Origin of the sequence: Dyadobacter sp. 32, from assembly GCF_902506755.1 — a bacterium.
In the GTDB taxonomy this organism is placed as follows: domain Bacteria; phylum Bacteroidota; class Bacteroidia; order Cytophagales; family Spirosomataceae; genus Dyadobacter.
In genome coordinates this window covers 2,327,269-2,352,835 of sequence record NZ_LR735258.1, presented here as the reverse complement: position 1 = coordinate 2,352,835, position 25,567 = coordinate 2,327,269, and the positions used below count along the sequence as shown (strand labels likewise).

The following is a 25,567-nucleotide window of genomic DNA, read 5'->3' as shown; positions in this document are numbered from 1 at the left end:
AAATATTGACTCATCGTTATGTAAAAAGCCACAGCAGGATGCTTATCCTGACTGTGGCTTTTTTACGATTTCGAAAAATTAATATATCATCACTTTTTTGTCATTGCTGCTCGCTGTTGCGAGGTCTATCACCCTGCTTGTTCTTAAAATTTCTGATGGCTTAACAGCCAGCTCCGCACCATTTACGATAGCGTCATAAACATTTTGGTAGAACGGGGCATAATCTCCAGGCTCACTTTCAATTATTCCTGAATAGGCATCGCTATACAGCATTCCCCAGCGATTTTCGGGTTCATGTCCCCATGGTTTTGTGGTAGGTAGTATATCTTTCCTTAACGTTTCCTCTTGTGGATCCAGGCCTCCTTTGATGAACGAGCCTTTGGTTCCATGCAGATTATACCGCAGGAAGTTTTCGTAAACCATCAGACTGGATTTTACAATTACCAGCTTATCGTCATAGCCGAGACGTACGTCAAAGTAATCGTCAATTTCACTTCCCGGCCTCACTGTACGTACCTCAGCCGTCACGGTTTTGGGTTCTCCAAATAGTACCAGTGCCTGATCTATCAGATGCGGCCCCAGATTGTACAAGTTACCCCCAACAGGTACCTTCTTTTCTTTCCAGGATTCCGTGGGTACTACTGGACGAAACCGGTCGTAGCGGCATTCGTACTCCACAATATCGCCAAGTTTTCCCTCTTCAATGAGTTTTTTTATGGTAAGAAAATCAGAATCCCATCTCCGATTCTGATAGGCCGTCAGAATAAGCCCTTTGGATTCAGCAAGTGCTATCAACTCCCTGGCTTCGGCTTCGGTGCTGGCAAATGGCTTTTCAATTACGACATGTTTACCATTTTCCAGTGCATCCATCGCATATGGGAAATGGGTTTCGTTGGGGGTGCAGATAAAAACCAGGTCAATCGCCGGATCACTGAGCAGTTCATCATGTGAGCGGGCATTTTCTATTTCAGGATCAAATTCCTGGGCGTCGTTTTTACTCCGCTCTACAACCGTCTTGAGTTTAAAAAGCGGATTGGTGGTCAGAAATGGTGAATGGAAATAACGTCCTGACAGCCCGAAACCAATTAAACCAACATTTAAAATTCTGGAAGACATATTTTTAACCAATTGGATTTGAAATTTGATTGCTATTTGTTGTTAAAGTTAGTATTTGAATACGAGCAGGCAACACTTAAAAGTTGGTCTCGAAGTAATTTTTAGTAATGCCGTTGACTATAAGATCCCTCAAGCGCAGGTCTACTCCAGCGAAAAGGCTACATATTTATCGCCCGATTTGGTGTTCAGTTTACCACCACCACATGCAATAACCACATACTGCTTACCATTTACCGAATAGGTGCTTGGCGAAGCGTAACCGGCAGCGGGTAACGGAGTACTCCATAATACCTTGCCGGTGTGCTTATCTATGGCACGAAGTTGCGCATCTCTGCTTGCTGCAATAAAAATGAGTCCACTGCCGGTCACCAGCGGTCCGCCGTAGTTGTCTGTACCTGTCGGGGGAATTCCCTTTTTTGTGAGTTCAGGATATTCGCCGAGGGGTATTTGCCATCGATGCTGGCCTGTATTCATGTCAACCGCAGTAAGCGTTCCCCAGGGAGGGTTGCTGATTGGGTAGCCATTACGGTCATACCAGCGGTTGTAGCCGGTGTGGTTGTAGGGTACCTTACTTTGGTCGGTTGAAGCCACCGTTTCCTTGCTGTTTTTATTTAATATGAAATCCACCACTACCTTTCTTTCTCCTTCTGATATATGAGCAAAGGACGGCATCATGCCCTTTCCGTTGGCCAAAAGCTGGTGTATCTGTACCGCCGTCATGCGCTTGTCGACGGATGCAATGGACGGATAGGATCCGTCGTGATTGCCGGTTCGGTCGGCTCCGTGGCAGGGTGAACAGTGCAGTTGATAAAGCTTATTGCCGGTAAGGGCCTGGTTGGTGGTTTTTTGCTTGTACACCAAGGAAGTATACACTGGAATCTCTTTTGCCGGCACATACATAATTCCATCGGGATCCGTGGCAGAGCCGCCCCACTGAGCACCCCCGTCGGTACCTGGGAAAAATATAGTGCGCTCAAATCCAATAGGTATGTAGGCAGATCCGGTTTTGGATTTTCTGATGATCGCAATGATAGAATCCCTGTCGGCCACGAATGGGCTTAGATCTTCTTCTGTGAATCCTTGTCGGGTAAAAGGCAAGGGAAGCTCGGGGATGGGTTGCGTTGGGCTGGGCGTTTCACCAGGAACAGCATTGGCCGCTGAAAATGCCACTTCAGGAATGGGGAACACCGGTTTGCCCGAGGTACGGTCTAATACAAAAATATGTCCTTGTTTGGTCACAAGGGACACTACATCCATTTTTTTTCCTTTTACTTCTATGGTCAGCAGGTTAGGAGGGGAGGGAGGGTCCCGGTCCCAGATGTCATGATGAACGAGTTGATAATGCCAGAGTCTTTTCCCGGTGGCGGCATCGAGCGCCAGCAGGCAGTTGGCAAACAGATTATCACCAGGCCGGTTGCCTCCATAAAAATCGTAGGCAGCCGAGCCGGTGGGAATGTAAACAATACCCTTCTTCCTGTCGATGGCCATCGCTGTCCAGGCATTAGCTCCTCCGATACTTTCTCGGGGAGAAGGTATCTGCCAGGTTTCATAACCAAATTCTCCTTTTTGAGGAATGGTATGGAAAGTCCATACTTTTTTTCCGGTAATCACATTGTAGGCACGAACGTCTCCCAACAGCGCCGTTTCAGATTCGTTTACCCGTGTTCCCACGATGATCAGGTTTTGATAAATGGTGTTGGGCGAGTTGGAGAGAACGTAGTGGTCCGAGCCTGGACGCTCGAGACCATCTATCAGATCAATTCTTCCATTTTCCCCGAAGGTTTCAATCAGGTTTCCATGCCGGGCGTCGAGTGCGTAGAGCCATCTGCCCGCACCAAAAAATATACGGTTGCTTTTGCCATCCGACCAGTAGGTTACACCCCGGCTCAGCGTTCCTTCATTTTCGGAAACACTTGTTTTCCATATCTCTTTCCCGGTAGATGCTTCCAGGGCGAAGGCCTGAATTCCTGCCGATACCCCATAAAGAATTCCTTCTATTATGATTGGATTGCATTGCATCTGCGATCTGTTTCTAACCGTGTCCGCCCCGCCCGAAGCGTAAGTCCATGCCATTTTCAGACTCCCGACGTTCTTGGGAGTGATTTGTGTCAATGGAGAGTAATGACTACGGGCTCCATCGCCGTTATACTCCGGCCAGTCGGCATCTTTGGTGTTTTGTAATACCAGGAATCCTGAAAAGAGCAGACCCATGATCGAAAACAGCAGGGTAAAAGATTTCATTTCTCAGATAAATGGGGGAGATGATGTTGCAGAGATGCGCTTTGGGAATGTTCGGTCAGGCTTTCTCCCACAGTTCCTTTGCTTTGGCCAGATCCCGTTTCATGGCATCGAAAACCACTTTTTTATCTACTGAAATTTTGTTAGCACCCTGGTCCGCACCACCTAAGGGATATTCAAGATGCAGACAAACAGGAACCTGGATGTTATTTTTTTTGATAAACTTAAAGTAGGTATCAAAATCCACCATACCTTCTCCCAGAGGCACACTGCGTAGCGCAACTTTTCCGTTTTTTTGCTCCCAGGTAGCGTCTTTGAGTACGATCGTCTTGATGTGAGGTTTGATCAGGTTCAAGCCTGTTTGCCAGGATAAGCCACCTTCCACTGTCGCATGGCGAATATCATACTGCGCTCCCATGTGCCGTAGGTCCGATTTCTGAAGTATATTCCATATCTCAAACATGGTGGCACCCACCATTTTTCCGGCGTGATTCTGGTAGCAGCCTGTTAACCCAATTTTAGCATTCAACTGGCTCAGGCCGATCATTTTGTTTTGAAATTCCGCGAGAGATTCTGGAATACTTTTTTGGTCGTTATACTTGTACCAGTTCATCCTGTAATATTTGAAACCCAGTTTGGCGGCTGTTTCCAGGACATTTTTATCGGTCGTATTGGATGCATCCTCTACGGCCGTACAAAACAGAGACGGCGTAAAGCCCACTTTTTTCATAGCTTCTACCGCCAAGGGCAAATCAGACTCTACTTTTTCTGGTAGTACATGTCCCTTCGGCCGTACGGTCAGATCGATTCCGTCAAATCCAAGCTCTTTTGCGGCTTCCGCCATGTCTTTGTAATTGAGGAACTGGAGATGTTTCGAAAAGATGTGGATTTTAGGCATAGCACCTTCCACAGTTTCCGGAGCAGAAATGGCTTCATGGATGACAAATGGGGCGACAATGCCTGCCGCTGCAGAGTGGACTAAGAATTTGCGCCTTGAAATAGATGAAAGCATAATTGCTCTGATGGTTAGTTGTTCAATATTGTATGCACTGTAATTTCAAGTAATTAGTAAGCGAAGATATCTTCTCTTTTATAATGGCTGCTGATTGCTGAAACTACTGATCTGCGAGCTGGAAACGTGAAACAAATTCTTATCCGTGTCCGCAAACAGCTGAAATGCTCAGTGAGTGATAGTCCAATTTCGTGAATATGGACGAGGATTAACCAACAATACCCGTAACATATACCCATGGCTTGCGTCGGATTGGAACGGGTTCGATCCTGTTTGAAAAGATAATTGTGCTTCTACAAATACAATTACTGTTTCTAAAATATGGTATTTTTGTTTTATGAACGAAATATCCGCGATCTTTCGCTTTAAAGAATTGTCAGAGTTGGATTCCATTTCAACCGAATTGCTCAGAATTGGAAAGGATGTTCCGGTCTGGCTATTCAATGGAAATATGGGTGCCGGAAAAACTACATTGATCAAATCGATCTGTAAGCAGCTGGGCATTAAGTCTCTGGTTCAAAGCCCTACCTTTGCATTGGTCAATGAATACCTGAGCGAATCACGGCAAATCATTTATCATTTTGATTTTTACAGAATCAGGCACGAAACCGAAGCGCTGGACATGGGAGTAGAAGAGTATTTTGACTCAGGCAACCATTGTTTTGTGGAGTGGCCCGAAAAAATTCAGTCACTCTGGCCTTCTCATTACCTGAATCTTACTTTAAACCTGGGCGACGAGGGGGAACGTATTTTGGAAGTGACTGAAATAGGGAAGCATCAGGAAGATTGATAGTTGGGTTCGTCATTCGAATAACCGTAACGGGTGGATAAGTGGGCGTACAAAAAATAGTCAACAGTAAAAAGACGATTGGATTAAGATCCACAATTATTTAAAAATTTATCATTCTACACGCTTCAATAAATATGGCGCAACCCCAGATCACCGGTTTCGAAGAACTCGCAAAACAGTCGGCCTTATATCCCCAGGAATCCATGGTGGCTGTTCGCAAAGATCATAATGCTTTGCTGATCGGGTTGCCGAAGGAGGTTTCATTGCAGGAAAACCGGATCGCGCTGACACCGGACGCTGTGCGGATTCTCGTGCGCAATGGGCACGAGGTATGGGTTGAGACCAATGCAGGTAAGGGAGCCAATTTTACTGACCACGAGTATAGTGAGGCCGGGGCGCGTATCGTGCAATCTCCAAAGGAGGTATATCAAGCAAACCTGATCCTGAAAGTGGAGCCATTGGTGGAAGAAGAATTTGGATATATTAAGGCTGGTACAACATTAATATCTGCACTGAATCTGCCAACTCTGGAAAAACCCTACTTTGAAAAGTTAAACCAGTCCAAAATAACCGGTATCGGATATGAATTGATCGAAGACCAGGTTGGTGGAAAACCGATTATCAGGGCTATGGGTGAAATTGCCGGCAGCACCGTATTGCTCATTGCAGCTGAGTATTTATCTACACCAAATGGAGGCAGAGGAATTATTCTGGGTGGAATAACCGGAGTGCCTCCTACTAAAATTGTAATACTGGGGGCAGGAACGGTGTCGGAGTATGCTACCCGTGCGGCGATCAGTGTAGGCGCGGATATCAAGGTTTTTGACAAACACATTTATAGGTTACAAAGACTGAAATATTCAATCGGTCAGAACTTATATACTTCGATCATAGATTCAGACACCCTGGGTGAGGCGATAAGCAGGGCCGATGTGGTCATAGGAACCATGCGGGCGGAAAATGGATTGAGTCCGATGGTAGTTACGAAGGAAATGGTGTCGGGAATGAAGCCGGGATCCGTGATTATTGACGTAAGTATAGACCAGGGTGGTTCATTTGAGACTTCCCGGATGACAACGCACAAGGATCCGATTTTCAGATTCAATGAGGTGATTCATTATTGTGTGCCCAACATTCCTTCCCGTGTGGCCAACACGGCCAGTACAGCCCTGAGTAATGTATTTCTTCCTTTCTTGTTGCAGACTGGGACAATTGGTGGTATCGAAGAAATGATTTATGCCAATCGCTGGTTTATGAAAGGTGTGTATTGCCACAAAGGTACCCTGACAAATTCTTACATCGCAAGAAGTTATAACATGCGGTATAAGGATCTGACATTGTTACTGGCTGCCCGCATGTGATCATACGCGCGAGAGGGAGTTTATGAAAATTAGTATTGAACCAGGTTAAAAGGCGGATGGCCCAAAGCGATCGCCAAACAGCTAAATATGATTAACAATAGCAATGAGAATTCCCTGATGGATGACGCCAATTCTCCTGAATTGAACAGGAAACTAATGGGTCATGTGTCGGAAGATTTTATACGGGTGTCGGATCAGCTTAAAGATGCATCTTACCAAATCAGGAAAAGAGGCTTTTCTGAAAACCCCGTTTTTATTATTACGAGTACGGAGGTTGAACTGGGGGTGCTGCTTATCGGTTCCACAGAGATGACTAACCGTTACAATTACTATGCGTCATTTATGCAGGAGTTCGTGGATAGAGAATTAATCGGCGCAGAATCTGTGGAGGCATTCAAGGAAAATTACAAAGATCCGGATGAATATTGCTGTCTTTTCGCGCTCATCGGCGATTTTTCCGGATTTATTTATGTGCCGTATCCCGAGGACTGATGTGGACCTAAATTAATCAGCTGCTTTACCGCCAATCAGTTTGTTTTTTAATTCCTCAAGTTTCTGCCACTCTCCCAGTTTGGCAAGCTGTGCTTGTTGAGGCCAGGTAGAGGGATCCTGGATTTGAAACCGGGGTCCTGCGTTTTTGAGAATGGAGGAAAGACGGATCGGGGAAGTTTCGGAAAGTACCTGATACGTGGAAATTCCCTCCCGGTTCAAAAGCGCTTCAATTTTAGGGCCTATTCCTTCGATCAATTTCAGGTTGTCGGATTGGGATGGTATCGGATCTGGAATGGGTAGTACCGTTTTCGATGCCTTTCCTATGAGCGGTCGAGACGAGGTAGGAGCAACGTTAACTGTGGCGCGGCAGGATTGGAGTTCTGCCTTTCTTTCCTCAATTTCCCTGCCCAGTTTGGCCAGTTTGGTACTGATAACCAGTTTTGACAATAACCACCCCGCCAAGGTTGCGCAGGAAAGTATTATCATTATTTCCAAAATTGATACGGGTACACTCATTTGATCTGGCTCTAAAAGGTCACTTGTTTGGTTTGTAATGATGGTTTACTCTATTCTCCCTTTATTCAGTACATCCTGCCATGCACGCAGCGCCTCCCATTTGCCAGCAGCAGCCAGTTCGGCCTGTCTGGGCCAGGTATTGGGATCGTGTAAATTGAAGTTCACACCGGAATTTTGAAGTAGTTGGGTAAGCCGGTCGGGTGTACTTTCCTTAAGTTGCACAAAGGTATAGATTCCATCCTGATTGAGTAGCGCCTCGATTTTGGGTCCGATGCCCTCTATGGTTTTGAGATCGTCAGCAGCTAAACTTATAACTTTCGGATCATCGGAAGCCGTCGTTATTACAGGCAGGTCAGACTGTATCACAGGTTTAGGTAAATCAATAGTCTGTTTTTGACAGGCTGCGAGATCTTTGTTTAATTTTGAAAGAACTACCCGCAAAGTTCTCACTTTGTCCTTACCATACACCATGCCGATGATGTAACCCAGTACTGCTGATATGAGCACCATGAGTACATGCTGCCAGAGTGCATCTGGATTTCCACTTGGATTTAGGTCAAACATACTTGTTTCGGTTGGAAATATTGGATTACTGAACGATGATCGTAACACGACGATTGGCTTTTTTGCCAATTGCCGTTTGATTGGAGGCTTTGGGTTGCGTTTCTCCTTTTCCGGTTGTCAGGATCCTATCCGGAGAAATACCAGCAGCCACAAATTGCCGTTTTACCGACAAAGCTCGTTTTTTGGACAAAGCCAAGTTCCATTCCTCGCTGTCTTCATCATCTGTGTGCCCGGTTAATAATAATTTACTGGTTACATTCCTGAGCAAGTATTGCTTCGCAGCCATCAGGAATTTTTGGTTTTGACCCGTTTTAATGTATTGCGCGCTTGCAGTAGGAAAGTAAAGATTCATGGGTTTGAATATACTTTCAAATTGCTCAGCACCCGCAAGATCTTGTTCAGTCAAGAGTGCTTTATGCGCAAATGCAAATGAAATGCCCCCGGTTAGCGAATCTTTATGGAAAGCAATATTGGTATCCACATGGCTTTCCACGTTTATAACGGAGTCGGGAACACCAGCATTTTTCAAAATATTCTTTACCTCCATGGCGCGTGCAATGCCAAGGTCTGGAAAGGCCGAGTAATTGTTTTCCTCCGGGGAATAGGAACCTGTTATTGTGACCCGTTTTGTAGCCTGATTGGCGAGCAGATACCTTTTAAGCGAGTCTAGCTCAGCACGGACATCGGAAAAATTGGATGTAAATCCAGACTTTGCAAATCTGAAGTTGCTCTTCGCTTCTAAGCTCAGCTGCGTGCTATCGGTGATTTGAAGCGGATTGGAAACAGGCTCGGACTCTACATCATTGATGGCCAGCGCTGAGGTGGCCAGTTCGTCGCAAAGGTTTTTGATTTTACAAACGTGCCAATAGGTAGATCCCAATATCCAGCCAGTGAGTAAGGTCCACCACAAATTCTTGTTATTCAGCATAATTCAGAGATTTGCTATAAAGACCACATTTTTTTAAAAAGGTCACATAAATATAGCAATCTGAAGTTCAATCAGCTATTAACTGCCCAATAACTTAAAGAGCCGGATCCAGGACCCGGCTCTTTAGGCTTATCGATTCATGGAGATCAGGAACTCTTCATTGTTTCTCGTTCCTTTCATATGATCGAGCAAGAAATCCATGGACTCCATCGGATTCATGTCGGACATGTGTTTTCTTAGTATCCACACCTTTTTGAGCGTTTCCTTGTCAAGAAGCAGGTCTTCCTTACGTGTACCCGACGACATGACGTCTATAGCCGGAAATACCCGTTTGTTGGAAAGTTTACGATCCAATTGAAGCTCCATGTTGCCGGTACCTTTGAACTCTTCAAAAATAACTTCATCCATTTTGGAGCCGGTATCAATCAGTGCAGTTGCAATAATGGTCAATGAACCTCCGTGTTCAACATTACGGGCAGCTCCAAAGAATCTTTTTGGTTTGTGCAGTGCATTGGCGTCCACACCCCCGGAGAGAATTTTACCAGATGATGGAACAACAGTATTATACGCTCTGGCCAGACGGGTGATGGAATCCAGCAGGATGACCACGTCGTGTCCACACTCTACCATTCTTTTTGCTTTTTCCAAAACGATACTTGCCACTTTAACATGACGGTCGGCCTGTTCGTCAAAAGTGGAAGCAATGACCTCTGCCCGTACGCTGCGCTGCATATCGGTAACCTCTTCTGGACGTTCGTCAATCAAAAGGATCAGCAGAAATACTTCGGGGTGATTGCGAATGATACCATTGGCAATTTCCTTTAGAAGTACAGTTTTACCTGTTTTAGGCTGGGCCACAATCATGCCGCGCTGACCTTTTCCTATGGGCGCGAACAGGTCAAGTATCCTGGTCGAATATTGTTCGGGACGCGTACTGAGTCTGAGTGCCTCCTCAGGAAACAGAGGTGTCAAATATTCAAAAGGAATTCTGTCCCTTATTTCTTCGGTGGTTTTTCCGTTTACGGTCTCTACACGAAGCAGGGCAAAATATTTTTCACCTTCTTTTGGGGGCCTGATTTGCCCTTTTACCGTGTCACCGGTCTTAAGACCGAAAAGTTTTATTTGTGATGGGGAAACATAAATATCGTCAGGGCTTGCCAGGTAGTTGTAATCAGCCGAACGAAGGAAGCCATATCCGCCGTCCTGCATAATTTCGAGTACACCTTCATTGACGATCAGACCGTCAAATTCGCGAACGTAGTTATTGTAGTTACGCTTTATTTTGGTCGACGGATCTTCCCTGTTAACAGGGGCCTGGCGTTCAATATTATTTTCGGGTTGTTGCTGAGGAGCTCTTTCCTGATTTTGAAAGGGAGTTGTGTTTTCTGTTTGTTCCATCTCTTTCACTTCAGAATTTACAACTTCCGGTTCCGGTGTCTGCTGCACGGGTTGAGTTATCACTTCCTCACGACCCAGATCTTCTAATGTATCCCCTTCGCCAATTTCCTGAGTGGTATCCACATTATTGGCCGGTTTATCGAAAAGGGGTGCTTTTGTACGAACCGAAATATCTTTACGAGGTTTGTTCGGCCGCGCAGTCGAAGGTTTTACCTGCACCGGAGCCTCGGTAGGTATAATACGTCTCGCTCTTTTTTTCTTAGGCTCGTCGTCATCGGACGGACCAATTTCCGGCTCAACAGCCTTGACCGGTTCCTGCTGGTTGAAAATTCTGCTAATAAGTTCTTTTTTAGGAAGCTTGGCATAATCAGCGATGCCATTTTTTCCAGCTATCTCTTTCAGCTCGGATAAAAGCTTCAGGTTTAATTCATCTAATGTAAGCATACAGAAAGTATAAGGTAGAGCCTGGCTGTACCAACTGGTTGATAGGATTTGTGATTGACATTGGAATTTTATCCGGGAACGCAGATCCCGAGGTCACGTTAAAATCATTGATGCGTGATTGTTGGAATTTTGTAAATTTTGTCCTGTTGCAAGACTATACAAATAACGGTATGATATTTCAACTAAATAATTGTGCAATGGTATTAAGAAATCGAAGTGCGTAAAATCGGAAAGTTTTCTCGGGTAATCCAATAAATGTTGAGAAAATTTCTAAGCCGGAGATTTTATATATTCAAAAATCTGGGTGAGTTTCGATTCAGCGAAGGTATATTATTGTTTTAATAAAACCAAATAATGAAATGTAAAATTTTAAAGAAGTATCGTTTCTGCGATCAACGGTAAGATTATGAGCAGCAATATGTAGCCCATACCAGCTTTTTAAATCCTGTTTTAACTTTATTTAAGAATGAAATTAGTTCATGGGAGGTATGTTTTACTAGCTATTGTCGGGATAAAAGAGGACTTTTGCACAATTATGAATATTGTGGTGGATTCAGGCAATACCTATTCTAAGGTTGGTTGGTTTTTGGGAAACAAGTTAATCAGGTATGAAGTAGGCCTGGGCTTTGAGGAACTGCTTGCCGCTATACGTTCGGATATCCCTGAACGCATTATGTATTCTTCCGTCAGTCGTCCGGTTGCCGAGTTTACCTCTGCATTAAATGCGGAGGTTTCTATTATGGAATTATCAAGTAATACACCGGTTCCATTGGATAAGGATTACGAAACCCCGGAAACACTCGGTGCGGATAGGGTAGCGGCGGCTGTTGGGGCCAACTGGCTGTTTCCTGAACATGATGCCATAGTCATCGATATGGGTACGTGCATTACATACGATATGGTAGACAAGACGGGGCGCTTTTATGGTGGGCTAATTTCTCCCGGAATGCGGATGCGATTCAAGGCGCTTCATTCGTTTACCAAACGACTTCCCTTGCTAGAGCCCAGGGAAGATGCCGTTTTTATAGGGAAAAATACGTTTCAGGCCATGCAGAGTGGTGTCATGAACGGAATCCTGGCAGAGATGCAAGGAATAATTGAGAGGTACCGTCACGAAAACCCCGCTTTATGCGTAGTTACTTGTGGTGGAGACGCTCCTTTTTTTGAAACTAAGCTTAAACACCCCATCTTTGCAGTGCCAGAGCTGGTTTTAGTCGGACTGAACAGAATTTTACTACATAATGTCGCTTTACAATAAGTTAGGAATAATTACACTTGCCATTTCCCTTAGCTGGGGATGTACAATTTTAAAGGTAAAAGCTCAGGGATTAGGAAACTCGCCATATTCGTCATTGGGAATGGGGGAATTATATAATGATTCTTTCTCTTCCAATACAGGTCTGGGACAGGCGGGAGTCAGTACCAGTAATGGCTTTCAGATCAACAATCTGAACCCTGCCCTCTGGGTTCGGAATAAGTACACCACCTTTGATTTCGGACTGATCGGGCAGTATAAGGATATGATTTCCGGTAATAAAAACCAGCGTAATGCGGGTGGGAACCTGGCTTATGTAGCACTTTCTTTCCCGGTGGCTACAAGGTGGTCCATGGGCGTAAGCCTCAAACCTTATAGTTTTGTAGATTATCAGAATAAATCGACCAGAAATATTCCCGGTACTCCTTACAGTGCTAATTACCTTGTTTCTGGGTCTGGTGGCGTAAACAAGGTATCTTTTACCAACGCATTTCAGGTGGGGAAGTATTTGAGTCTGGGCCTGGAAAGTTCATTTATGTTTGGGAACATTCGCAAGGCTAGTGAGGCTACTTTGTCTGAGGTGGGTGGAGATTATCTGGTAAGCTTAAATGACCGGACAACTTTCAAAGACTTTACCTTCAAGGCGGGGGCTGCGGTTCGTGTTCCTTTGAAAAAGGAGAACAAGCTCAATTTGAATCTGGGTGGAACTTACAGCCTTGGAAACAAGATAGGAGGTTATCAAACGAGCTCTTTCGATCTTACGCTGAATACATTTCCCATTGCCGAGCCCGACACCATTATCAACGACCGCCGTGGCTATCTTACACTTCCCTCACAATACCAGGTGGGTATGAGCCTGGAATGGCCGTATAAACTGACTGTTTCCGCAGACTACAGTCATCAGGCATGGTCGGGATACCGTAGTTTTGAAAAATCAAATGATGGTTTGAAGGATGTAGGCAGGTTCCATCTCGGTGCCGAATATATTCCCAGATTCACTTCTTTGAGATATTTGGATAATATCAGATACCGTATCGGATTCAGCCACGGAAAGGCACCCTATTCCGTAGACGGAAATGATATTAACGATACGAACGCAAGTCTCGGCGTAGCCTTACCCATTGGCAGGGGATTGTTGAATAGTGTGTCAGTATCATTGGTCGGAGGTCAAAAAGGTGCGTCTGGCGGCGGATTGATCCGAGAACGTTATGCCCGTATCGTCATTGGCCTGACGCTGATGGAGCCTTGGTTCCAAAAACAGAAAATCGACTAACCGGAGTGTTTTCAATGATGTCGAATAAAGTTTTTCGTAAACGGCCTGGAGGAGATAAATGTTTATCTCCTTTTTGCATTGTAGTATTTTTAGGTTTTTTGCTTTCGGGGTGTGAGGCAGACAAAAACAAGTTAGGCGCCGAGTATACGGGGCCTGTTTCGAAGGTTAACAATGTGGTGGTGAAATACAGTGAGCTGGGTAGGATTAAAGTCTTTATGAAGTCTCCGATATCGCTGACATTCGCCAATCAGAATCAGGTGTATCCCGATACCATCAACATTGATTTTTATGAACCGGGTGGCGCTGTCATTACCCATTTGCGTGCGGACTCAGGAAGATTTGACCATAGCGCCAATTTGTATACCGTGATGGGCAATGTGAAGGTGAATAAGGTTTCCGAAAACAAGATACTCACCACCCAGGAGTTGAAGTGGAGCCCTGTAACTAAAAAGGTCTTTACCGAAAAACCGGTTGTTGTAAGAGATTTTACCACTTCTGAAATTACAAAAGCGGTTGGTATGGATGCAGACCAGGATTTTTCTCACATTGTTTTTAGAAAGGCAACCGGTATTTACAAATTTGTCGGTCCCTGATTGTTGCTGCATCGGTCCAGACTTTTCGATACAAAATCGATGGTTGTGTAGACACTGTCGGTACCCCATTTAATTTGCACAAATGTCATTATTTCGGCAATCTCCAGTTCGGTAAGTTTGGGATTAGGGGGCATGGGCCTTGAAAATTTCTTCCCATTGACAACAATTGTGTCGCGCATCCCATTTTTGATAATACAGGCTAGCATAGATTTGTTCACAAGGGAAGCCGATCCTGATAGCGGTGGATACAGATTTGCCATTCCTTTACCATCCGCCTGGTGGCAGTTCGAACAGTTGGCCGTGTATAATTGATAGCCTTCTGCGAAATATTGCTCCGTCTTCAACTCTTCATTATTCTGACAAGAGCATATTCCTGTAATCAACAGCGAGCAGAAAATCTTGAAAGTTCTTGATGTTTTGTAAAGCATTAAAGTGTGGACCGAAGCTAAATTTCCTGGAAATAGATCATTTTTAAAATAACACAATGGATGAGCCAAACAAGTTTTGCTACTTGCTTTTGTATTCGTCCAGCAATACCTTCAAATCGGCAATAAGTCGTTGGGTTCCTTCTTCGGTAGTTCCATCGTACATACCTCTTACGTGTTTTTCCTTATCTACCAGGATAAATGCGCCACTGTGAATAAATCCGCCTTCTGCTGTACTGTCCGCCTTTGCGGTCGACATGTAACTTTGCTGGCCGATCTCATAAATTTTTTCCTTGGGGCCGGTCAAAAACTGCCATTGCGCCGCTGATACACCCAGATCGTCGGCAAACTGTTTCAAAACTTGCGGGGTGTCATGTTCAGGATCAATCGTGTGTGAAATGAGCAGTACATCCGGGTTTGTTTTAAATTCATTGTAAACTTTCACCATTTGTTTTTTCATTACCGGACAAATGGTGGGGCAGGAGGTAAAGAAAAAGTCTGCCACATACACTTTACCTTCCGTGATTTTTTCAGTAACGGTATCCCCCTTTTGATTTACAAATTTAAAACCAGGAATGGTGTGGTAAATCGTGTCGGTAATTTGTTCACCATTTACGGTTTTGGTTGTCCAATCTCTTTCACCGAATATGGGAAGCTTCTTCTTGCCAGTATCACAAGAAGTTAATATCAGGCATGCCAGGCAAATAACAAGTAGGTAATTTGTGTTTTTCGTTAAGCTCATTACAATTAATTTAAATAGGATGTTGCATCCTGGATACTTTTTAGCGTGAATTCCTTCACATGAATCATTTTCTTTTTTTCGTTTTCGAAATAGAGCAGCGATTGTTGAGGCTTTAATTTTTTGGCCGAATCACCGTTGTATTGGTGCATCCAGTCCATCATGAGCTTATCCGACTCATTTAATTTTTGATTCAGATCAACTGCTCTCATCCGCTCTTCGGCAAGATTATTTCCAGTGATTCCTTCATTTTGAAGGCTGTCCATACGCACTATTTTCCTGGAAAGCTTTGATTTCAAAGCCATAATTTCGCTTTGTTTCGGCATCACTTCGTCATGGAGGGCGAGTACCTCCGTTTCCAGTTCCAACACTTTCTCTTTGTCGCCATTGCAGCCCGACAGTGAAAAAGACAGGGCCAGTGCAAATAGGTAAATTTTCTTGATTTTCATTTTTAAATAGGGTTATATTCTATTTGTGTTATAGCAAAATATCGTATTCAGCAGGTGAGAAAATTATTTTTTCATCGGAGAAACCTTGTTCGTCAGGATGAATAAATACCTGGGATTTCTTACGCTTTCAGTATCATTTCCCGGGCATTTTGAATCACTGCCTGAGTTGGGTTATTTCCACCGATCATCTGAGCAACTTCCATCACCCGCTCATCGACTGTGAGCCTTCTTATTCTGCTGACTGTTTTATCGGATGAATGATCCTTATAAACAAAGTAGTGTGCATTTCCACTACTTGCAATCTGGTGTAAATGTGTAATGGCTATAATTTGGTGATTTTCAGCCATTTGTGACATCATATTTCCCATTTTTTTTGCTATTTCTCCGGAAACACCAGTATCAATTTCGTCGAATATGATGGTGGGTAGTTTTCGTTTGGCTGCAAGAATGTACTTAATTACCATCATCAGACGGGAAAACTCTCCTCCGGATGCTACATGCTTCAATTCCTGAGGCTGAATACCTTTATTCCCGCTAAATAGCAGAGCAACCGTATCCATACCCGATAGCGAAGGGGCGGTTTGGCTTATTTGTATAGAAATGGATGCATTCGGAATACCTAGCTCACTTAGGCGGTCAAGGATGAGCTTTTCAATTTTTTGTGTGACCGCCTGGCGCTTTAAAGACAGCTTTTGTCCGATTTTCAAAAGAATTTCTTCGGCAGAATCTGCTGATTTTTTGGCGTTTGACAAGGCTTCATCTAAATTGAGGACCTTGCTGACCTTCCTGCCCAGCTCGTTTTGGAGTTCTAATAATTCCTTTACCCCGGATACCTGGTGTTTTTTCAGGAGGGAGTAGATCAGATCAAGGCGTTCGTGCACAATCTGCTTTCTGCTTTCGTCCACGTCCAATGCATTTCCAGTGAATTCAATCTCATCGGCCAGATCACGTAGCTCTATTAGAGCACTTTGGGCTCTTTCTCTGAGTATGTCGTAAGAGCTGATCAGCTTTGCTGTTTGAGCCAACGCATTTACGGATCCCTTTAATAGCTCAAGTACCGAAGTTTCGGGGTTGTCCAGATACACATGAGCAAGTTGTAATTTCTCCTTGATTTCGGCAGCGTTTTCCAGCAGTGTGAGCTCCTGTTCAAGCTGAAATTGTTCCTCGGAGCCCAGGTTTGCATTGATAAGCTCCTGATGTAGAAACTGATCGTAGTCAAACGCTTTTCGCAGTTGAGCAGCCTCAATTTTTAAGTTCTCGTAATATTTAGATGCTTCTTTAAACGTATGAAAGCGCCGTTGATATTCCTGAATCAGTTCTGCATTTTCCGCATAGGTGTCCACTACCTGTAACTGAAACTCGTTGTTCCCCAACAGGATGGAATCGTGCTGGGAATGGATATCCAGTAACTGTCCGCCAATACGCCTGAGCGTATCAAGATTCACAGGAGTATCATTGATGAAGGCCCTTGATTTGCCGGCCACAGAAATCTCTCTGCGTATGATACAATCCTGCGAAAAATCAAGATTTTCCTCTTCAAAATGATCAGCAAGGTCATATCCCTTGAGATTAAAGCTCCCTTCGACGATGCATTTTTCGTTGGGATCATACAGCGATTTTATATCTGCCCTATTGCCAAGGAGTAAACCGATCGCTCCCAGCATGATGGATTTCCCCGCTCCGGTTTCACCTGTGATAATGTTTAATCCCTGGTCGGGCGACATTTCAAGTTCCTTAATTAGCGCGTAATTCTTTATCAGTAAGTTTGATAGCATGCCTGGTCAATCGATTTCGGGAAGAGGGTTTTATTTGATTGTGCGCGTTCAGCACAATGCTAAAACTGTCTTTTATACGAATATAGTAAGGATATATGCAATTAGGAAGCCGGGGAAGATCTGTATGTTAATTTCCATAATCGTAAACAACCTCGTAGATGGTTGTTATGGGAAACTTATGGCTATGGTAGCGGGTATCTTCCAACACAATGAAATCATTAGTCACTTCAACCAAGGTTCCGTAATAGGTTTTCCCATTTTGCAGAACGGCATTCAATACGATGCCATTCAGCGTTTTGAGCTTTTCAAAAATCATGACAGGCTTGATGCGCATCATTCGTTTACTCATTTTGAGCGGATTTGGTGTCGAAAATTGGAGATAAGTGTGAGCGGGTCTGGCTTACATGGACAGTTTCTGATAAAACTGCGTTTTGGTCGGATCCAGATTGGATAAGATGCCATAGGCCTGCCTTTTTTCCTCCGGGCTTGCTTCCAGCATGATCCTTAAAAGCTCATCAGACTTCGCATCAAAAAATGAATTGATCACAATGCTTTGTGGCTTCAGCTGCGATACATTTTTGATCGTTGTAAGCAACTCGAGGGTTTTTGACCTGGTCACAGCCGGATTTTCGGTGGCCACATCCAGGCCTTGCCTGTAGTATGCATACAAGCTCTCCCGGAATGGTAAAAACTGAGGGCTATTCAGGTTATCAATCAGTGAAAAGCGATTTTTTGTGTCCTTGTTGGCATCCCAAAAGTTTTTATAAGTGGATGAACTGCGTGCATTGTTGGCCAGCGTATAAGCTTTTTGAACATAAGGCGCCCCGCCTAATTTGCTAAAGGAATCGTAATCGAAAATTAGGGCTATGTTGGCATAAAACGCCAGAATGTATGGCAATTCCTCTGTGTAACTGTTTTCGTTAAAATACAGTTGGGTAGTAGGCAAATAATTGAACGAGAAATTTTTGTCTACATAGGTGAAAAGTACCGTTTCATAATTTGAATTGAAGACAGGCCGGGAAATGACCAGCTGCGCATTGCCCTCGTAGATTCCTACTCCGGGTGAATGAAGCAAACTGACATTCAGCTTGCATTTAATCTTTTCTTCCTTTTTGAACACGTCATTGGTCCAGCGCTGGTTGTTCAGGAAGTCATTCATGTAGGTTTGCAGCTGTGACATGGATTGCGGATCTGTTTTCTGGGATCCGATCAACTGATCATAATTCAAATTCACCATGAATTGCAGCTCCTGCCCGTACGACAAGCTTATTGAATTTGTTATGGTCAGTAACAGTAGTAATAATGATTTACGTATCATACTTCGCTCCATCTTTTCGTAACAATATTTAAAATATCCTGTGCCACTTCATCTTTTGATTTCAATGCAAATTCCAGAACTTTCTTTTTACTATCAATAACGGTAATTTTATTCGTATCGTGCGCAAAGCCAGCACCGGAATCGCGGAGGGAATTGAGAATGATATAATCCAGATTTTTCCGTTCTAGTTTGCTTATAGCATATTCGAGTTCATTTTCGGTCTCCAGAGCAAATCCTATCATCAACTGGTTTGGCTTTTTATCCTTTCCCAATGTGCCTGCAATGTCAACAGTTTTGACCAGATCAAGGCCCATTCCGTCACCTTGTTTTTTTATTTTTTGGCTCGAAATAGTCTTTGGCGTGTAATCGGCAACTGCTGCTGCATAAATTACCAGTTCTGCTGATTCAAAGGCTTTTTTCGTGGCTTCAAACATTTCGCTGGCCGACTCTACTTTAATTAAATGAATCGGAGAGTCGCTCACTGTCAAATCTGTGGGACCGCTAATGAGTGTTACATCGCAACCCGCATTGGAAAATGCTCTGGCCAGGGCATATCCCATTTTCCCCGATGACCGATTGCTTATGAAACGTACGGGATCTATGGGCTCCACCGTGGGACCGGCAGTAATTATTACCCTTTTTTGGTAAGCAACCGAAATACGTGAAAAATGGCGGATCAATTCAGAAACAATGGATTCTGGTTCAGCCATGCGACCGTCTCCAATCAAGCCACTGGCAAGTTCGCCGAATCCGGGTGTTATGATTTGGTTACCAAATTCGGAAAGAGTATTCAGGTTTTTCTTCGTTGTGTGATGCGCATACATGTCAAGATCCATTGCGGGAGCGAAGAAAACAGGGCAGCGGGCGGAAAGGTAGATTGCCGTTAGCAGATCGTCACAATTTCCAACCGCACATTTGGATAGGGTATGAGCAGTAGCAGGGGCGATCACCACAGCGTCAGCCCAAATACCAAGATCTACGTGGCTATTCCATTCGCCGGTAGTGCTGTTACTAAAAGCCGATAAGACTGGCCTGTTGGAAAGCGTAGCAAGTGTAAGTGGCGTGATGAAATCCTGAGCTGCCGAGGTCATTACAACCTGAACCTCGGCACCGGTTTTGACAAGTAATCTAACCAGCACGGCTGCCTTGTAAGCCGCGATGCTCCCGGTTACGCCCAGGATTATTTTCTTTCCTTTCAACCAATGCATGTCTATTGTGGCGTTAGGTTTAGATATAAATTGTCGGTTGGCCTTAATTGGCGGTATCAATTTACAGACTTCCTGCACAAAACAAAACCAGCCGCATAAACGAAACAATGTCTATGCGGCTGGTTTATTTTCTTTCAATAATTATTCTTCGGTAGTGTCACGAACACTGTGGTAGGTTTTACCTTCCATGAATTCATCGATGGAGATGCTTCCCGCTTTGGGCATGCGTTCGTAGAACTTCGATATTTCTATCTGCTCGCGGTTTTCAAATACTTCTTCCAAATTGTCTACACCGGAAGCGAATTCGGCCAGCTTGTTATTCAGTTCTTCTTTCATCTTGCTCGAAATCTGACGTGCTCTTTTTGAGATGATCGAAACAGATTCGTATAAATTTCCTGTTACGTCAGCTATTTTGTCGGTATCGCGGGTTATGATGGATGGATTCGTTGCCATGGTTGCTTGATATAGTTTAAATCTCTGGATATTAATTTTATGGTACTTTGGTTTCAGAAGCGGACGGCGCGGTAACCTTTGTGGGTTTCGTAGCGGAGTCCGGATTGGCTTCCTGTGATTTCAATCTTTCATTTTCTGCCTTGGCAAATACTTCCAGTTGTTTCTGACTGGCGGAATACATTTTTTCCGCGTCACGCAGATATTCTCCTGTTGGGTACTTATCAACCAGTTCCTGATAGAATTTAACAACATCCTTGAATCGTTCCTTCTGCTTCACATCAAAACTGTTCACTGCCAGGTCGTACTGCGCGCCTACCTTCAGAAACGCCAGTTCCTCATTGTATTGCGAGTCCGGGAAATCTTTACGAAAATTGTCGATAGAAATCACAGCGGATTTCAAAGACATTGGATTGTAATCACTTATTTTAAAATACAACTTCGCTTTTTCGTAGGATTTCTTCTCCAGTTTTGCACGAAGTTCCAGAATGTATTTGGTGCATTCTTCGCGGAACGGGCTTTCAGGATACGTGTTAATGAAATCCTGCATGGCCGATATGGCTGTAAAAGTGCTTGTCTGATCCAGATTGAAAGGCGAAGAATCCTTGTATAAGGAGAATGCATGCATATAAAATGCCTCCTGGGCGAAATCACTACGCGCATAGGTGTCATAAAACTTCTTGAAATACATCTGGCTCGTACTGTACTGCCCCTGCTGAAACTGGCAGTACGCATTGTAGAATTGTGCCATTTCCGATTCTGAACTTCCTTTGAGAAGAGGAATTATTTCTTCGAAAAGAATCCCGGCTTTATAAAACTCACCCTTCTTGTAATAAGAAATCGCGGCATCATACTTTTCCGTATCCGTTCCGGTCTTTTGTAATTTGTTGAATTTACCACAAGAAGTAATAAAAACTACTGAAAAAACGAGTAGTAAATAACCCGCAAAGTTTGTTGTTCGCATATAGCTGCAAAGGTAATAAAAAAGCTACAGCATCCATAACGAACGCGGTAGCTGTTCAAGTATCTGTAAAAATCTATTGTTGGTGTCGTACTAGCATTTTCTTGGTTGCCACCTTTTTACCGTCTACTGAAAGCTGGTAGAAATATAACCCTGTGGGCATTTCACGGGTATCTACGCGTATTTTCCGTTCGGTTTTGGACAGTGGCAATTCATTCATCTGAGAACCTAAGACGTTGTAAATGATAAGCCTGGCATCCCTTAATGAGGGAGAAATTGTATAGTCAAGTTCAGCCTGGTCATTGGCAGGATTAGGATAAATGTTGGAAACCGTGATCTTATCGCTGGTGTAAAGCTGCTCCTCGGCCCGAAGGGAGGCATCCATCATTGGTTTTGACTTTTCAGCTACATTTTCATCCATTTCTCCGGCAAGCGCATAGCCATTGTCGGAAGCGTTGTTGTTATTGAATAAAAACGTGCGGTAAAAGTCACTTACATTCGCCTTGTATTTCAGTGAGAGGGGTTTGTAGCTCAGTTTAGCTGGTAAACCCATGGTTCTCAGGTTGTCCGCGGCTACCACTTTTTTCTTAGCGGTCATATTCAGCCTGCTGCCTGTGACGTTGGTCTGAGCATGAATACTTTGCCAGGCAAAGAGTGATAGTAATAATATGTAAAGTATATTTTTTTTCATAGCATGTAATGGAATACTCTTAAACTTATTTGAAATTCGAGTTCAAAGTATAAAACAAAAATATATAGAAATTTTTGATACTTCAAAATATATTGTGCAAACGGCGTTCTTTATTTTTAAAATCTAAAAAATCGTGCCTGAACGGAGCTCCGCTATAACTCCTGCCAGGTGGTTTTAGCCTTTGTGGGCTTATTTGTTATTTGCCAGTTAAACCCGTCGAGCTGCCTTTCTACCGGTTTAATTTGTTTCGGCGGAATCAGGCGTCCGTCTGGTTTTCCGATAAAGGAAATCCTGTTCACCCTGTTGTCTGCAAAAAGCAGATTCATTTTACCGCATTCTACCCTGTTTAGCCCGACCATTTTGTTCTGATCGTCGATTGCGTAATAAACACTCTCGCCATTTCCGTCCACAAGGACTTGTTTTAACTTGCTTTTTTCTCCAAAATAGGCATTAATAACGCGTCCCTTCACCTGATTGAACTGCTTTACCAAGGTGTCCTCGGTGATTACAAATGCCTTTCCTTTGAGCAACATTCGATTCATTGCATTGTTCACCAAAAAAGCGGTAATGGAATCGGCCTCCATCTGATAATGCTGATCACTCCACAAAACCGGCTTTCGGAAAAATCGGATAATTGAATCAGCAGTGTTATAGCTTACCGAGTCGCATTGCCCTTGAAAATCAGACTTGTAAATAAATACGTTTTTATTTCCCACCAGCTTTCTGGTACTGTCCAGTTTGTTTTCAAAAGAGTAAAGGGTGTCTGCCCGGATATATAGTGTGTCGTTGGAGACGACGTTTCTTACATAGGCATGTCCAAATATTTTGGAGTAACCTTCCGCTTTCCAATAGTAACCCTCATCTCCGTTAAGAATGGTTTTATCCTTTTTGGCGAGAATAACTACATTCCCTTTTCCTTTTCCATTGTTGCTCTTTCCGTCCACTGCCAGTGAATCGGCTGTAAGGGTATACGTTTCATTATCTACGGTAGTTCTGGTGTGAAAAGAGGACTGTGCGGATTCTGTATTGTATCTGCCTTTTGTCCCCAACACGATTCCGTCCTTATTCACAATTTTTGTTTTTCCTTGAAAATCAGACCATTTTGTGATTGAATTATACAATAATGTGTCCGTTGTAAGCGTGTATTTTTTATTAACCAGCTTCACATTTTTGTAATAGGTAAACTCTTTCGATCTCGTATTGTAAAACCCTTCTTTACTTGTTAACACATTTTCCTCGTCAACGGTACGACCGGGGACCCTATAATTGGCAATGCCGTTGGCCATATCGTATTCAATCTTCCGGGTCGTAAGCGTGCGTTTTTTATCTTTCAACACCGTCTTTTTTCCGCTTACAATGGCAAGTCTCGTATTGCCGTAATAATAGAGCGTATCGCCGGTAACTGTTAATGTATCACCCTGCATGATTTTGACATTTCCAAAGGCCTCAATCAGATTCGATGTTACATTTTGAATGGCCAGATTACTGTATAATAAAGCTCCCTTGTGGCGGAAAACCCCGTTGGTAACCTTACGTAAATCAACCCCATTCTCAGTAATCAATTCAAGCTGATCGGACTTGAGTATTTCTACAAGATCCTGAGACTGACTCGCTCCGGCCGGTTGTAACTGGTTCTGAGCGAATGTATTGGAATAGGTAAACAGAATAACAAAGAACAATAGGCGTGTCATATTCCCTTTGATTAATATGACGCACAAAAGTTTAAAAGGGTTGCAACTGTGTGAAATAATTTTTTCTATCATGTTGTGGCTGATTCCTTTACCTTTGAAATTGAAAATATGATTCTTAAATGCTGGTAAGGGAATCTGAATATTTTTCCAAATTTACATCAATTACGTCTTATAGGTTATGTTGGATTCTTTTTTAACTTTTATTAACCAACAAAAATGGGATCTCGGTAAGCAGAAAACTTTATTGGCGGTTAGTGGAGGTGTAGATTCTGTTGTAATGGCGCATTTGTTCTACAAAGCGGGATTTGACGCCATTATTGCCCACTGCAATTTTGGGTTGAGGGCCTCAGAGTCAGATGAAGATGAGGATTTTGTACGGCAGCTTGCGCTGCAGTATGGTTATCCGATTTTCGTAAAACATTTTGACACCAAAGTATACGCAAAGTCTAATGCTATTTCAACCCAGATGGCTGCACGAGATTTACGATATGGATGGTTTCGGGAGCAGTCAAAATTGTCTTCCTGTGCATGGGTGGCCACGGCGCATCATCTCAACGATTCTATTGAGACAAGCTTACTGAACTTTTCGAGAGGGACAGGACTCGCAGGTATACCCGGCATTGCAGCAGAAGCAGATGGCATCATACGTCCGTTACTCTTTGCAACCAGAAGTGAAATCCAGCGCTACCTGGAAGAAAACGAAATACCCTGGCGAGAGGATCGCTCCAATGCCACCTTGGACTACAAACGTAACCGGATAAGGCATCAGGTAATTCCTGTACTAAGGGCGTTGAATCCATCCCTGGAGCATACATTTAAAACAACTTCTGCACGCTTGCGTTCCGCCGACAACCTGTTAAGCACCTTCATGAACGACTGGATGGATTCATTCGTGCAAAAGGTGGGTGAGGAGATTCACATGTCAGTATCCAGCCTACTGTCTATGGCTGAACCCGCGTATGCGCTTTGGTTCATTCTGCATAGATATGGTTTTGGATATCAGCAGGTTCAGTCAATCACTGACTCGTTGCCAGGAACATCGGGCAAGGTGTTTTATTCTTCTGATTTCACAGTTCTTCACGATCGGGATCTGTTGATTTTAAGGCTTACGCCGGGTCGTCCCCAGGCAACAAACTGGATATTGGAAAAAAGTAGCGGTCAGTACCAGATAGGGGATGTGCAACTTCTGTTTTGTGAATTTGAGAGGGCTGCAAGTTTTAACCCGGATAGAGATAAAAATGTTGCCTATTTTGACAGGAATATGCTGGTATTTCCACTATCGGTTCGTCATTGGATGGCCGGAGATCGGTTTTGTCCATTGGGTATGGGGGGGAAAGGGAAGAAGGTAAGCGATTTGCTTATTGATGCTAAAGTGTCTGTTTTTGCCAAACAAAAAGTGTGTGTGTTACTTAACGGGAACGGAGAAATTTTGTGGGTGATAGGCATTCGGGCCGACGATCGTTTCAAAGTTCTGCCCTTTACCACGGGTGTACTTCGTGTAACTTTAACGTCTGTGGATGAGTAGCTTGGTTTAAATCACGGGAATTTTACGAGCACAGTACGCAGGTAAAACATGGGTGTCGGAAACAAAATATTCAGAAATTGTTGCTGAATAAGAAATTGTTTTTACCTTTGCACCACGTTTCGGATACGCCGAAAAATTATAGAGAGATGGCAGAGTGGTCGATTGCGACGGTCTTGAAAACCGTTGACTGTAACAGGTCCGGGGGTTCGAATCCCTCTCTCTCTGCAGGACATGATGTCAAAACATTCAAAAACCCCGTTTAAACGCTTTAAACGGGGTTTTTGCGTTTTTGACGTATATCAAAATATTCAAAAATTCCCAATAAAAATGTAGCGATTCGTGGAAGTGAAAATTC

Annotated in this window: 25 protein-coding genes and 1 tRNA gene; 8 read left to right on the top strand and 18 right to left on the bottom strand. The window is 43.7% G+C overall.

Going from position 1 to position 25,567, the window contains the following annotated elements:
* Nucleotides 1-78 precede the first annotated feature (78 nt).
* The 3 genes from DYADSP32_RS09515 to DYADSP32_RS09505 all read right to left on the bottom strand — a co-directional run bounded on the left by DYADSP32_RS09515 (nt 79) and on the right by DYADSP32_RS09505 (nt 4,366).
* Complete coding sequence (locus DYADSP32_RS09515; RefSeq protein WP_149242948.1) at nt 79-1,116, bottom strand: Gfo/Idh/MocA family oxidoreductase; 1,038 nt, start codon at nt 1,114-1,116, stop codon at nt 79-81.
* A 141-nt stretch (nt 1,117-1,257) separates the two neighbouring features.
* Nucleotides 1,258-3,357, bottom strand: a complete 2,100-nt coding sequence (locus DYADSP32_RS09510; RefSeq protein ID WP_149242949.1) for a PQQ-binding-like beta-propeller repeat protein — start codon at nt 3,355-3,357, stop codon at nt 1,258-1,260.
* Between the two features lie 55 nt (nt 3,358-3,412).
* Nucleotides 3,413-4,366, bottom strand: coding sequence for a sugar phosphate isomerase/epimerase family protein (locus tag DYADSP32_RS09505; protein WP_149242950.1), 954 nt, complete (start codon nt 4,364-4,366; stop codon nt 3,413-3,415).
* A gap of 337 nt (nt 4,367-4,703) precedes the next feature.
* Between DYADSP32_RS09505 and tsaE the strand changes: the two genes are divergently transcribed.
* The 3 genes from tsaE to DYADSP32_RS09490 all read left to right on the top strand — a co-directional run bounded on the left by tsaE (nt 4,704) and on the right by DYADSP32_RS09490 (nt 7,009).
* Nucleotides 4,704-5,156, top strand: coding sequence for a tRNA (adenosine(37)-N6)-threonylcarbamoyltransferase complex ATPase subunit type 1 TsaE (tsaE, locus tag DYADSP32_RS09500; protein ID WP_149242951.1), 453 nt, complete (start codon nt 4,704-4,706; stop codon nt 5,154-5,156).
* 134 nt (nt 5,157-5,290) lie between these two features.
* A complete protein-coding gene (locus tag DYADSP32_RS09495) occupies nt 5,291-6,517 on the top strand; it encodes an alanine dehydrogenase (RefSeq protein WP_149242952.1) in 1,227 nt (408 codons plus the stop codon).
* An 87-nt stretch (nt 6,518-6,604) separates the two neighbouring features.
* On the top strand, nt 6,605-7,009 hold the full coding sequence (locus DYADSP32_RS09490) for a hypothetical protein (protein ID WP_149242953.1): 405 nt from the start codon (nt 6,605-6,607) through the stop codon (nt 7,007-7,009).
* Between the two features lie 12 nt (nt 7,010-7,021).
* Here the strand turns inward: DYADSP32_RS09490 and DYADSP32_RS09485 are convergent, their stop codons facing one another.
* The 4 genes from DYADSP32_RS09485 to rho form a co-directional block, all read right to left on the bottom strand.
* Nucleotides 7,022-7,495, bottom strand: a complete 474-nt coding sequence (locus tag DYADSP32_RS09485) for a hypothetical protein (RefSeq protein ID WP_414617655.1) — start codon at nt 7,493-7,495, stop codon at nt 7,022-7,024.
* 75 nt (nt 7,496-7,570) lie between these two features.
* Complete coding sequence (locus DYADSP32_RS09480; RefSeq protein WP_149242955.1) at nt 7,571-8,089, bottom strand: hypothetical protein; 519 nt, start codon at nt 8,087-8,089, stop codon at nt 7,571-7,573.
* A gap of 25 nt (nt 8,090-8,114) precedes the next feature.
* A complete protein-coding gene (locus DYADSP32_RS09475; protein ID WP_149242956.1) occupies nt 8,115-9,017 on the bottom strand; it encodes an OmpA family protein in 903 nt (300 codons plus the stop codon).
* A gap of 129 nt (nt 9,018-9,146) precedes the next feature.
* The gene (gene rho, locus DYADSP32_RS09470; protein WP_149242957.1) at nt 9,147-10,859 is read right to left on the bottom strand and encodes a transcription termination factor Rho; all 1,713 of its coding nucleotides are present in this window, start codon (nt 10,857-10,859) and stop codon (nt 9,147-9,149) included.
* 466 nt (nt 10,860-11,325) lie between these two features.
* On the opposite strand from rho, the gene DYADSP32_RS09465 reads away from it, so the two are divergent.
* The 3 genes from DYADSP32_RS09465 (at nt 11,326) to lptC (ending at nt 13,980) form a co-directional block, all read left to right on the top strand.
* A complete protein-coding gene (locus DYADSP32_RS09465; protein ID WP_414617654.1) occupies nt 11,326-12,117 on the top strand; it encodes a type III pantothenate kinase in 792 nt (263 codons plus the stop codon).
* Between the two features lie 100 nt (nt 12,118-12,217).
* The gene (locus DYADSP32_RS09460) at nt 12,218-13,387 is read left to right on the top strand and encodes a hypothetical protein (protein WP_149244913.1); all 1,170 of its coding nucleotides are present in this window, start codon (nt 12,218-12,220) and stop codon (nt 13,385-13,387) included.
* A 14-nt stretch (nt 13,388-13,401) separates the two neighbouring features.
* Nucleotides 13,402-13,980, top strand: a complete 579-nt coding sequence (lptC, locus tag DYADSP32_RS09455; protein ID WP_414617653.1) for an LPS export ABC transporter periplasmic protein LptC — start codon at nt 13,402-13,404, stop codon at nt 13,978-13,980.
* Here lptC and DYADSP32_RS09450 read toward each other — a convergent pair.
* The 11 genes from DYADSP32_RS09450 to DYADSP32_RS09400 form a co-directional block, all read right to left on the bottom strand.
* Nucleotides 13,959-14,408 (bottom strand): c-type cytochrome, encoded by a 450-nt coding sequence (locus DYADSP32_RS09450; RefSeq protein ID WP_149242958.1) that lies wholly within the window; start codon nt 14,406-14,408, stop codon nt 13,959-13,961. The genes lptC and DYADSP32_RS09450 overlap by 22 nt on opposite strands.
* Nucleotides 14,409-14,487: 79 nt before the next feature.
* Nucleotides 14,488-15,147, bottom strand: a complete 660-nt coding sequence (locus tag DYADSP32_RS09445) for an SCO family protein (protein ID WP_149242959.1) — start codon at nt 15,145-15,147, stop codon at nt 14,488-14,490.
* Nucleotides 15,148-15,152: 5 nt separating this feature from the next.
* Nucleotides 15,153-15,593, bottom strand: coding sequence for a viral A-type inclusion protein (locus DYADSP32_RS09440; RefSeq protein WP_149242960.1), 441 nt, complete (start codon nt 15,591-15,593; stop codon nt 15,153-15,155).
* Between the two features lie 119 nt (nt 15,594-15,712).
* Nucleotides 15,713-17,368 (bottom strand): DNA repair protein RecN, encoded by a 1,656-nt coding sequence (gene recN, locus DYADSP32_RS09435; protein ID WP_149242961.1) that lies wholly within the window; start codon nt 17,366-17,368, stop codon nt 15,713-15,715.
* 127 nt (nt 17,369-17,495) lie between these two features.
* The gene (locus tag DYADSP32_RS09430) at nt 17,496-17,717 is read right to left on the bottom strand and encodes a hypothetical protein (RefSeq protein WP_149242962.1); all 222 of its coding nucleotides are present in this window, start codon (nt 17,715-17,717) and stop codon (nt 17,496-17,498) included.
* Between the two features lie 51 nt (nt 17,718-17,768).
* On the bottom strand, nt 17,769-18,686 hold the full coding sequence (locus tag DYADSP32_RS09425) for a DUF4835 family protein (RefSeq protein ID WP_414617652.1): 918 nt from the start codon (nt 18,684-18,686) through the stop codon (nt 17,769-17,771).
* The gene (coaBC, locus tag DYADSP32_RS09420; RefSeq protein ID WP_149242964.1) at nt 18,683-19,894 is read right to left on the bottom strand and encodes a bifunctional phosphopantothenoylcysteine decarboxylase/phosphopantothenate--cysteine ligase CoaBC; all 1,212 of its coding nucleotides are present in this window, start codon (nt 19,892-19,894) and stop codon (nt 18,683-18,685) included. Before coaBC ends, DYADSP32_RS09425 begins: the two co-directional genes overlap by 4 nt.
* A gap of 141 nt (nt 19,895-20,035) precedes the next feature.
* A complete protein-coding gene (locus tag DYADSP32_RS09415; RefSeq protein ID WP_149242965.1) occupies nt 20,036-20,347 on the bottom strand; it encodes a DNA-directed RNA polymerase subunit omega in 312 nt (103 codons plus the stop codon).
* Nucleotides 20,348-20,384: 37 nt separating this feature from the next.
* Nucleotides 20,385-21,308 carry an outer membrane protein assembly factor BamD gene (locus DYADSP32_RS09410; RefSeq protein WP_149242966.1) on the bottom strand — a complete coding sequence of 308 codons (924 nt, stop codon included), beginning with the start codon at nt 21,306-21,308 and terminating at the stop codon, nt 20,385-20,387.
* Nucleotides 21,309-21,381: 73 nt separating this feature from the next.
* Nucleotides 21,382-21,996 carry a T9SS type A sorting domain-containing protein gene (locus DYADSP32_RS09405; RefSeq protein ID WP_149242967.1) on the bottom strand — a complete coding sequence of 205 codons (615 nt, stop codon included), beginning with the start codon at nt 21,994-21,996 and terminating at the stop codon, nt 21,382-21,384.
* A 152-nt stretch (nt 21,997-22,148) separates the two neighbouring features.
* The gene (locus DYADSP32_RS09400; protein ID WP_414617651.1) at nt 22,149-23,687 is read right to left on the bottom strand and encodes an OstA-like protein; all 1,539 of its coding nucleotides are present in this window, start codon (nt 23,685-23,687) and stop codon (nt 22,149-22,151) included.
* 178 nt (nt 23,688-23,865) lie between these two features.
* On the opposite strand from DYADSP32_RS09400, the gene tilS reads away from it, so the two are divergent.
* Both tilS and DYADSP32_RS09390 read left to right on the top strand, forming a co-directional pair.
* Complete coding sequence (gene tilS / locus DYADSP32_RS09395) at nt 23,866-25,212, top strand: tRNA lysidine(34) synthetase TilS (RefSeq protein ID WP_149242969.1); 1,347 nt, start codon at nt 23,866-23,868, stop codon at nt 25,210-25,212.
* Nucleotides 25,213-25,352: 140 nt separating this feature from the next.
* Nucleotides 25,353-25,437, top strand: a tRNA-Ser gene (locus DYADSP32_RS09390).
* Nucleotides 25,438-25,567: the final 130 nt, after the last annotated feature.

Coding starts and splice junctions, on each gene's coding strand:
- tsaE (WP_149242951.1), top strand. CDS start 4,704: ATGAACGAAATATCCGCGATCTTTCGCTTTAAAGAATTGTCAGAGTTG.
- DYADSP32_RS09515 (WP_149242948.1), bottom strand. CDS start 1,116: ATGTCTTCCAGAATTTTAAATGTTGGTTTAATTGGTTTCGGGCTGTCA.
- DYADSP32_RS09440 (WP_149242960.1), bottom strand. CDS start 15,593: ATGAAAATCAAGAAAATTTACCTATTTGCACTGGCCCTGTCTTTTTCA.
- DYADSP32_RS09450 (WP_149242958.1), bottom strand. CDS start 14,408: ATGCTTTACAAAACATCAAGAACTTTCAAGATTTTCTGCTCGCTGTTG.
- DYADSP32_RS09430 (WP_149242962.1), bottom strand. CDS start 17,717: ATGAGTAAACGAATGATGCGCATCAAGCCTGTCATGATTTTTGAAAAG.
- DYADSP32_RS09465 (WP_414617654.1), top strand. CDS start 11,326: ATGAAATTAGTTCATGGGAGGTATGTTTTACTAGCTATTGTCGGGATA.
- DYADSP32_RS09400 (WP_414617651.1), bottom strand. CDS start 23,687: ATGACACGCCTATTGTTCTTTGTTATTCTGTTTACCTATTCCAATACA.
- DYADSP32_RS09490 (WP_149242953.1), top strand. CDS start 6,605: ATGATTAACAATAGCAATGAGAATTCCCTGATGGATGACGCCAATTCT.
- DYADSP32_RS09510 (WP_149242949.1), bottom strand. CDS start 3,357: ATGAAATCTTTTACCCTGCTGTTTTCGATCATGGGTCTGCTCTTTTCA.
- DYADSP32_RS09405 (WP_149242967.1), bottom strand. CDS start 21,996: ATGAAAAAAAATATACTTTACATATTATTACTATCACTCTTTGCCTGG.
- DYADSP32_RS09485 (WP_414617655.1), bottom strand. CDS start 7,495: ATGATAATACTTTCCTGCGCAACCTTGGCGGGGTGGTTATTGTCAAAA.
- lptC (WP_414617653.1), top strand. CDS start 13,402: ATGATGTCGAATAAAGTTTTTCGTAAACGGCCTGGAGGAGATAAATGT.
- DYADSP32_RS09480 (WP_149242955.1), bottom strand. CDS start 8,089: ATGTTTGACCTAAATCCAAGTGGAAATCCAGATGCACTCTGGCAGCAT.
- rho (WP_149242957.1), bottom strand. CDS start 10,859: ATGCTTACATTAGATGAATTAAACCTGAAGCTTTTATCCGAGCTGAAA.
- DYADSP32_RS09415 (WP_149242965.1), bottom strand. CDS start 20,347: ATGGCAACGAATCCATCCATCATAACCCGCGATACCGACAAAATAGCT.
- recN (WP_149242961.1), bottom strand. CDS start 17,368: ATGCTATCAAACTTACTGATAAAGAATTACGCGCTAATTAAGGAACTT.
- tilS (WP_149242969.1), top strand. CDS start 23,866: ATGTTGGATTCTTTTTTAACTTTTATTAACCAACAAAAATGGGATCTC.
- DYADSP32_RS09460 (WP_149244913.1), top strand. CDS start 12,218: ATGGGGGAATTATATAATGATTCTTTCTCTTCCAATACAGGTCTGGGA.
- coaBC (WP_149242964.1), bottom strand. CDS start 19,894: ATGCATTGGTTGAAAGGAAAGAAAATAATCCTGGGCGTAACCGGGAGC.
- DYADSP32_RS09410 (WP_149242966.1), bottom strand. CDS start 21,308: ATGCGAACAACAAACTTTGCGGGTTATTTACTACTCGTTTTTTCAGTA.
- DYADSP32_RS09495 (WP_149242952.1), top strand. CDS start 5,291: ATGGCGCAACCCCAGATCACCGGTTTCGAAGAACTCGCAAAACAGTCG.
- DYADSP32_RS09505 (WP_149242950.1), bottom strand. CDS start 4,366: ATGCTTTCATCTATTTCAAGGCGCAAATTCTTAGTCCACTCTGCAGCG.
- DYADSP32_RS09475 (WP_149242956.1), bottom strand. CDS start 9,017: ATGCTGAATAACAAGAATTTGTGGTGGACCTTACTCACTGGCTGGATA.
- DYADSP32_RS09425 (WP_414617652.1), bottom strand. CDS start 18,686: ATGATACGTAAATCATTATTACTACTGTTACTGACCATAACAAATTCA.
- DYADSP32_RS09445 (WP_149242959.1), bottom strand. CDS start 15,147: ATGAGCTTAACGAAAAACACAAATTACCTACTTGTTATTTGCCTGGCA.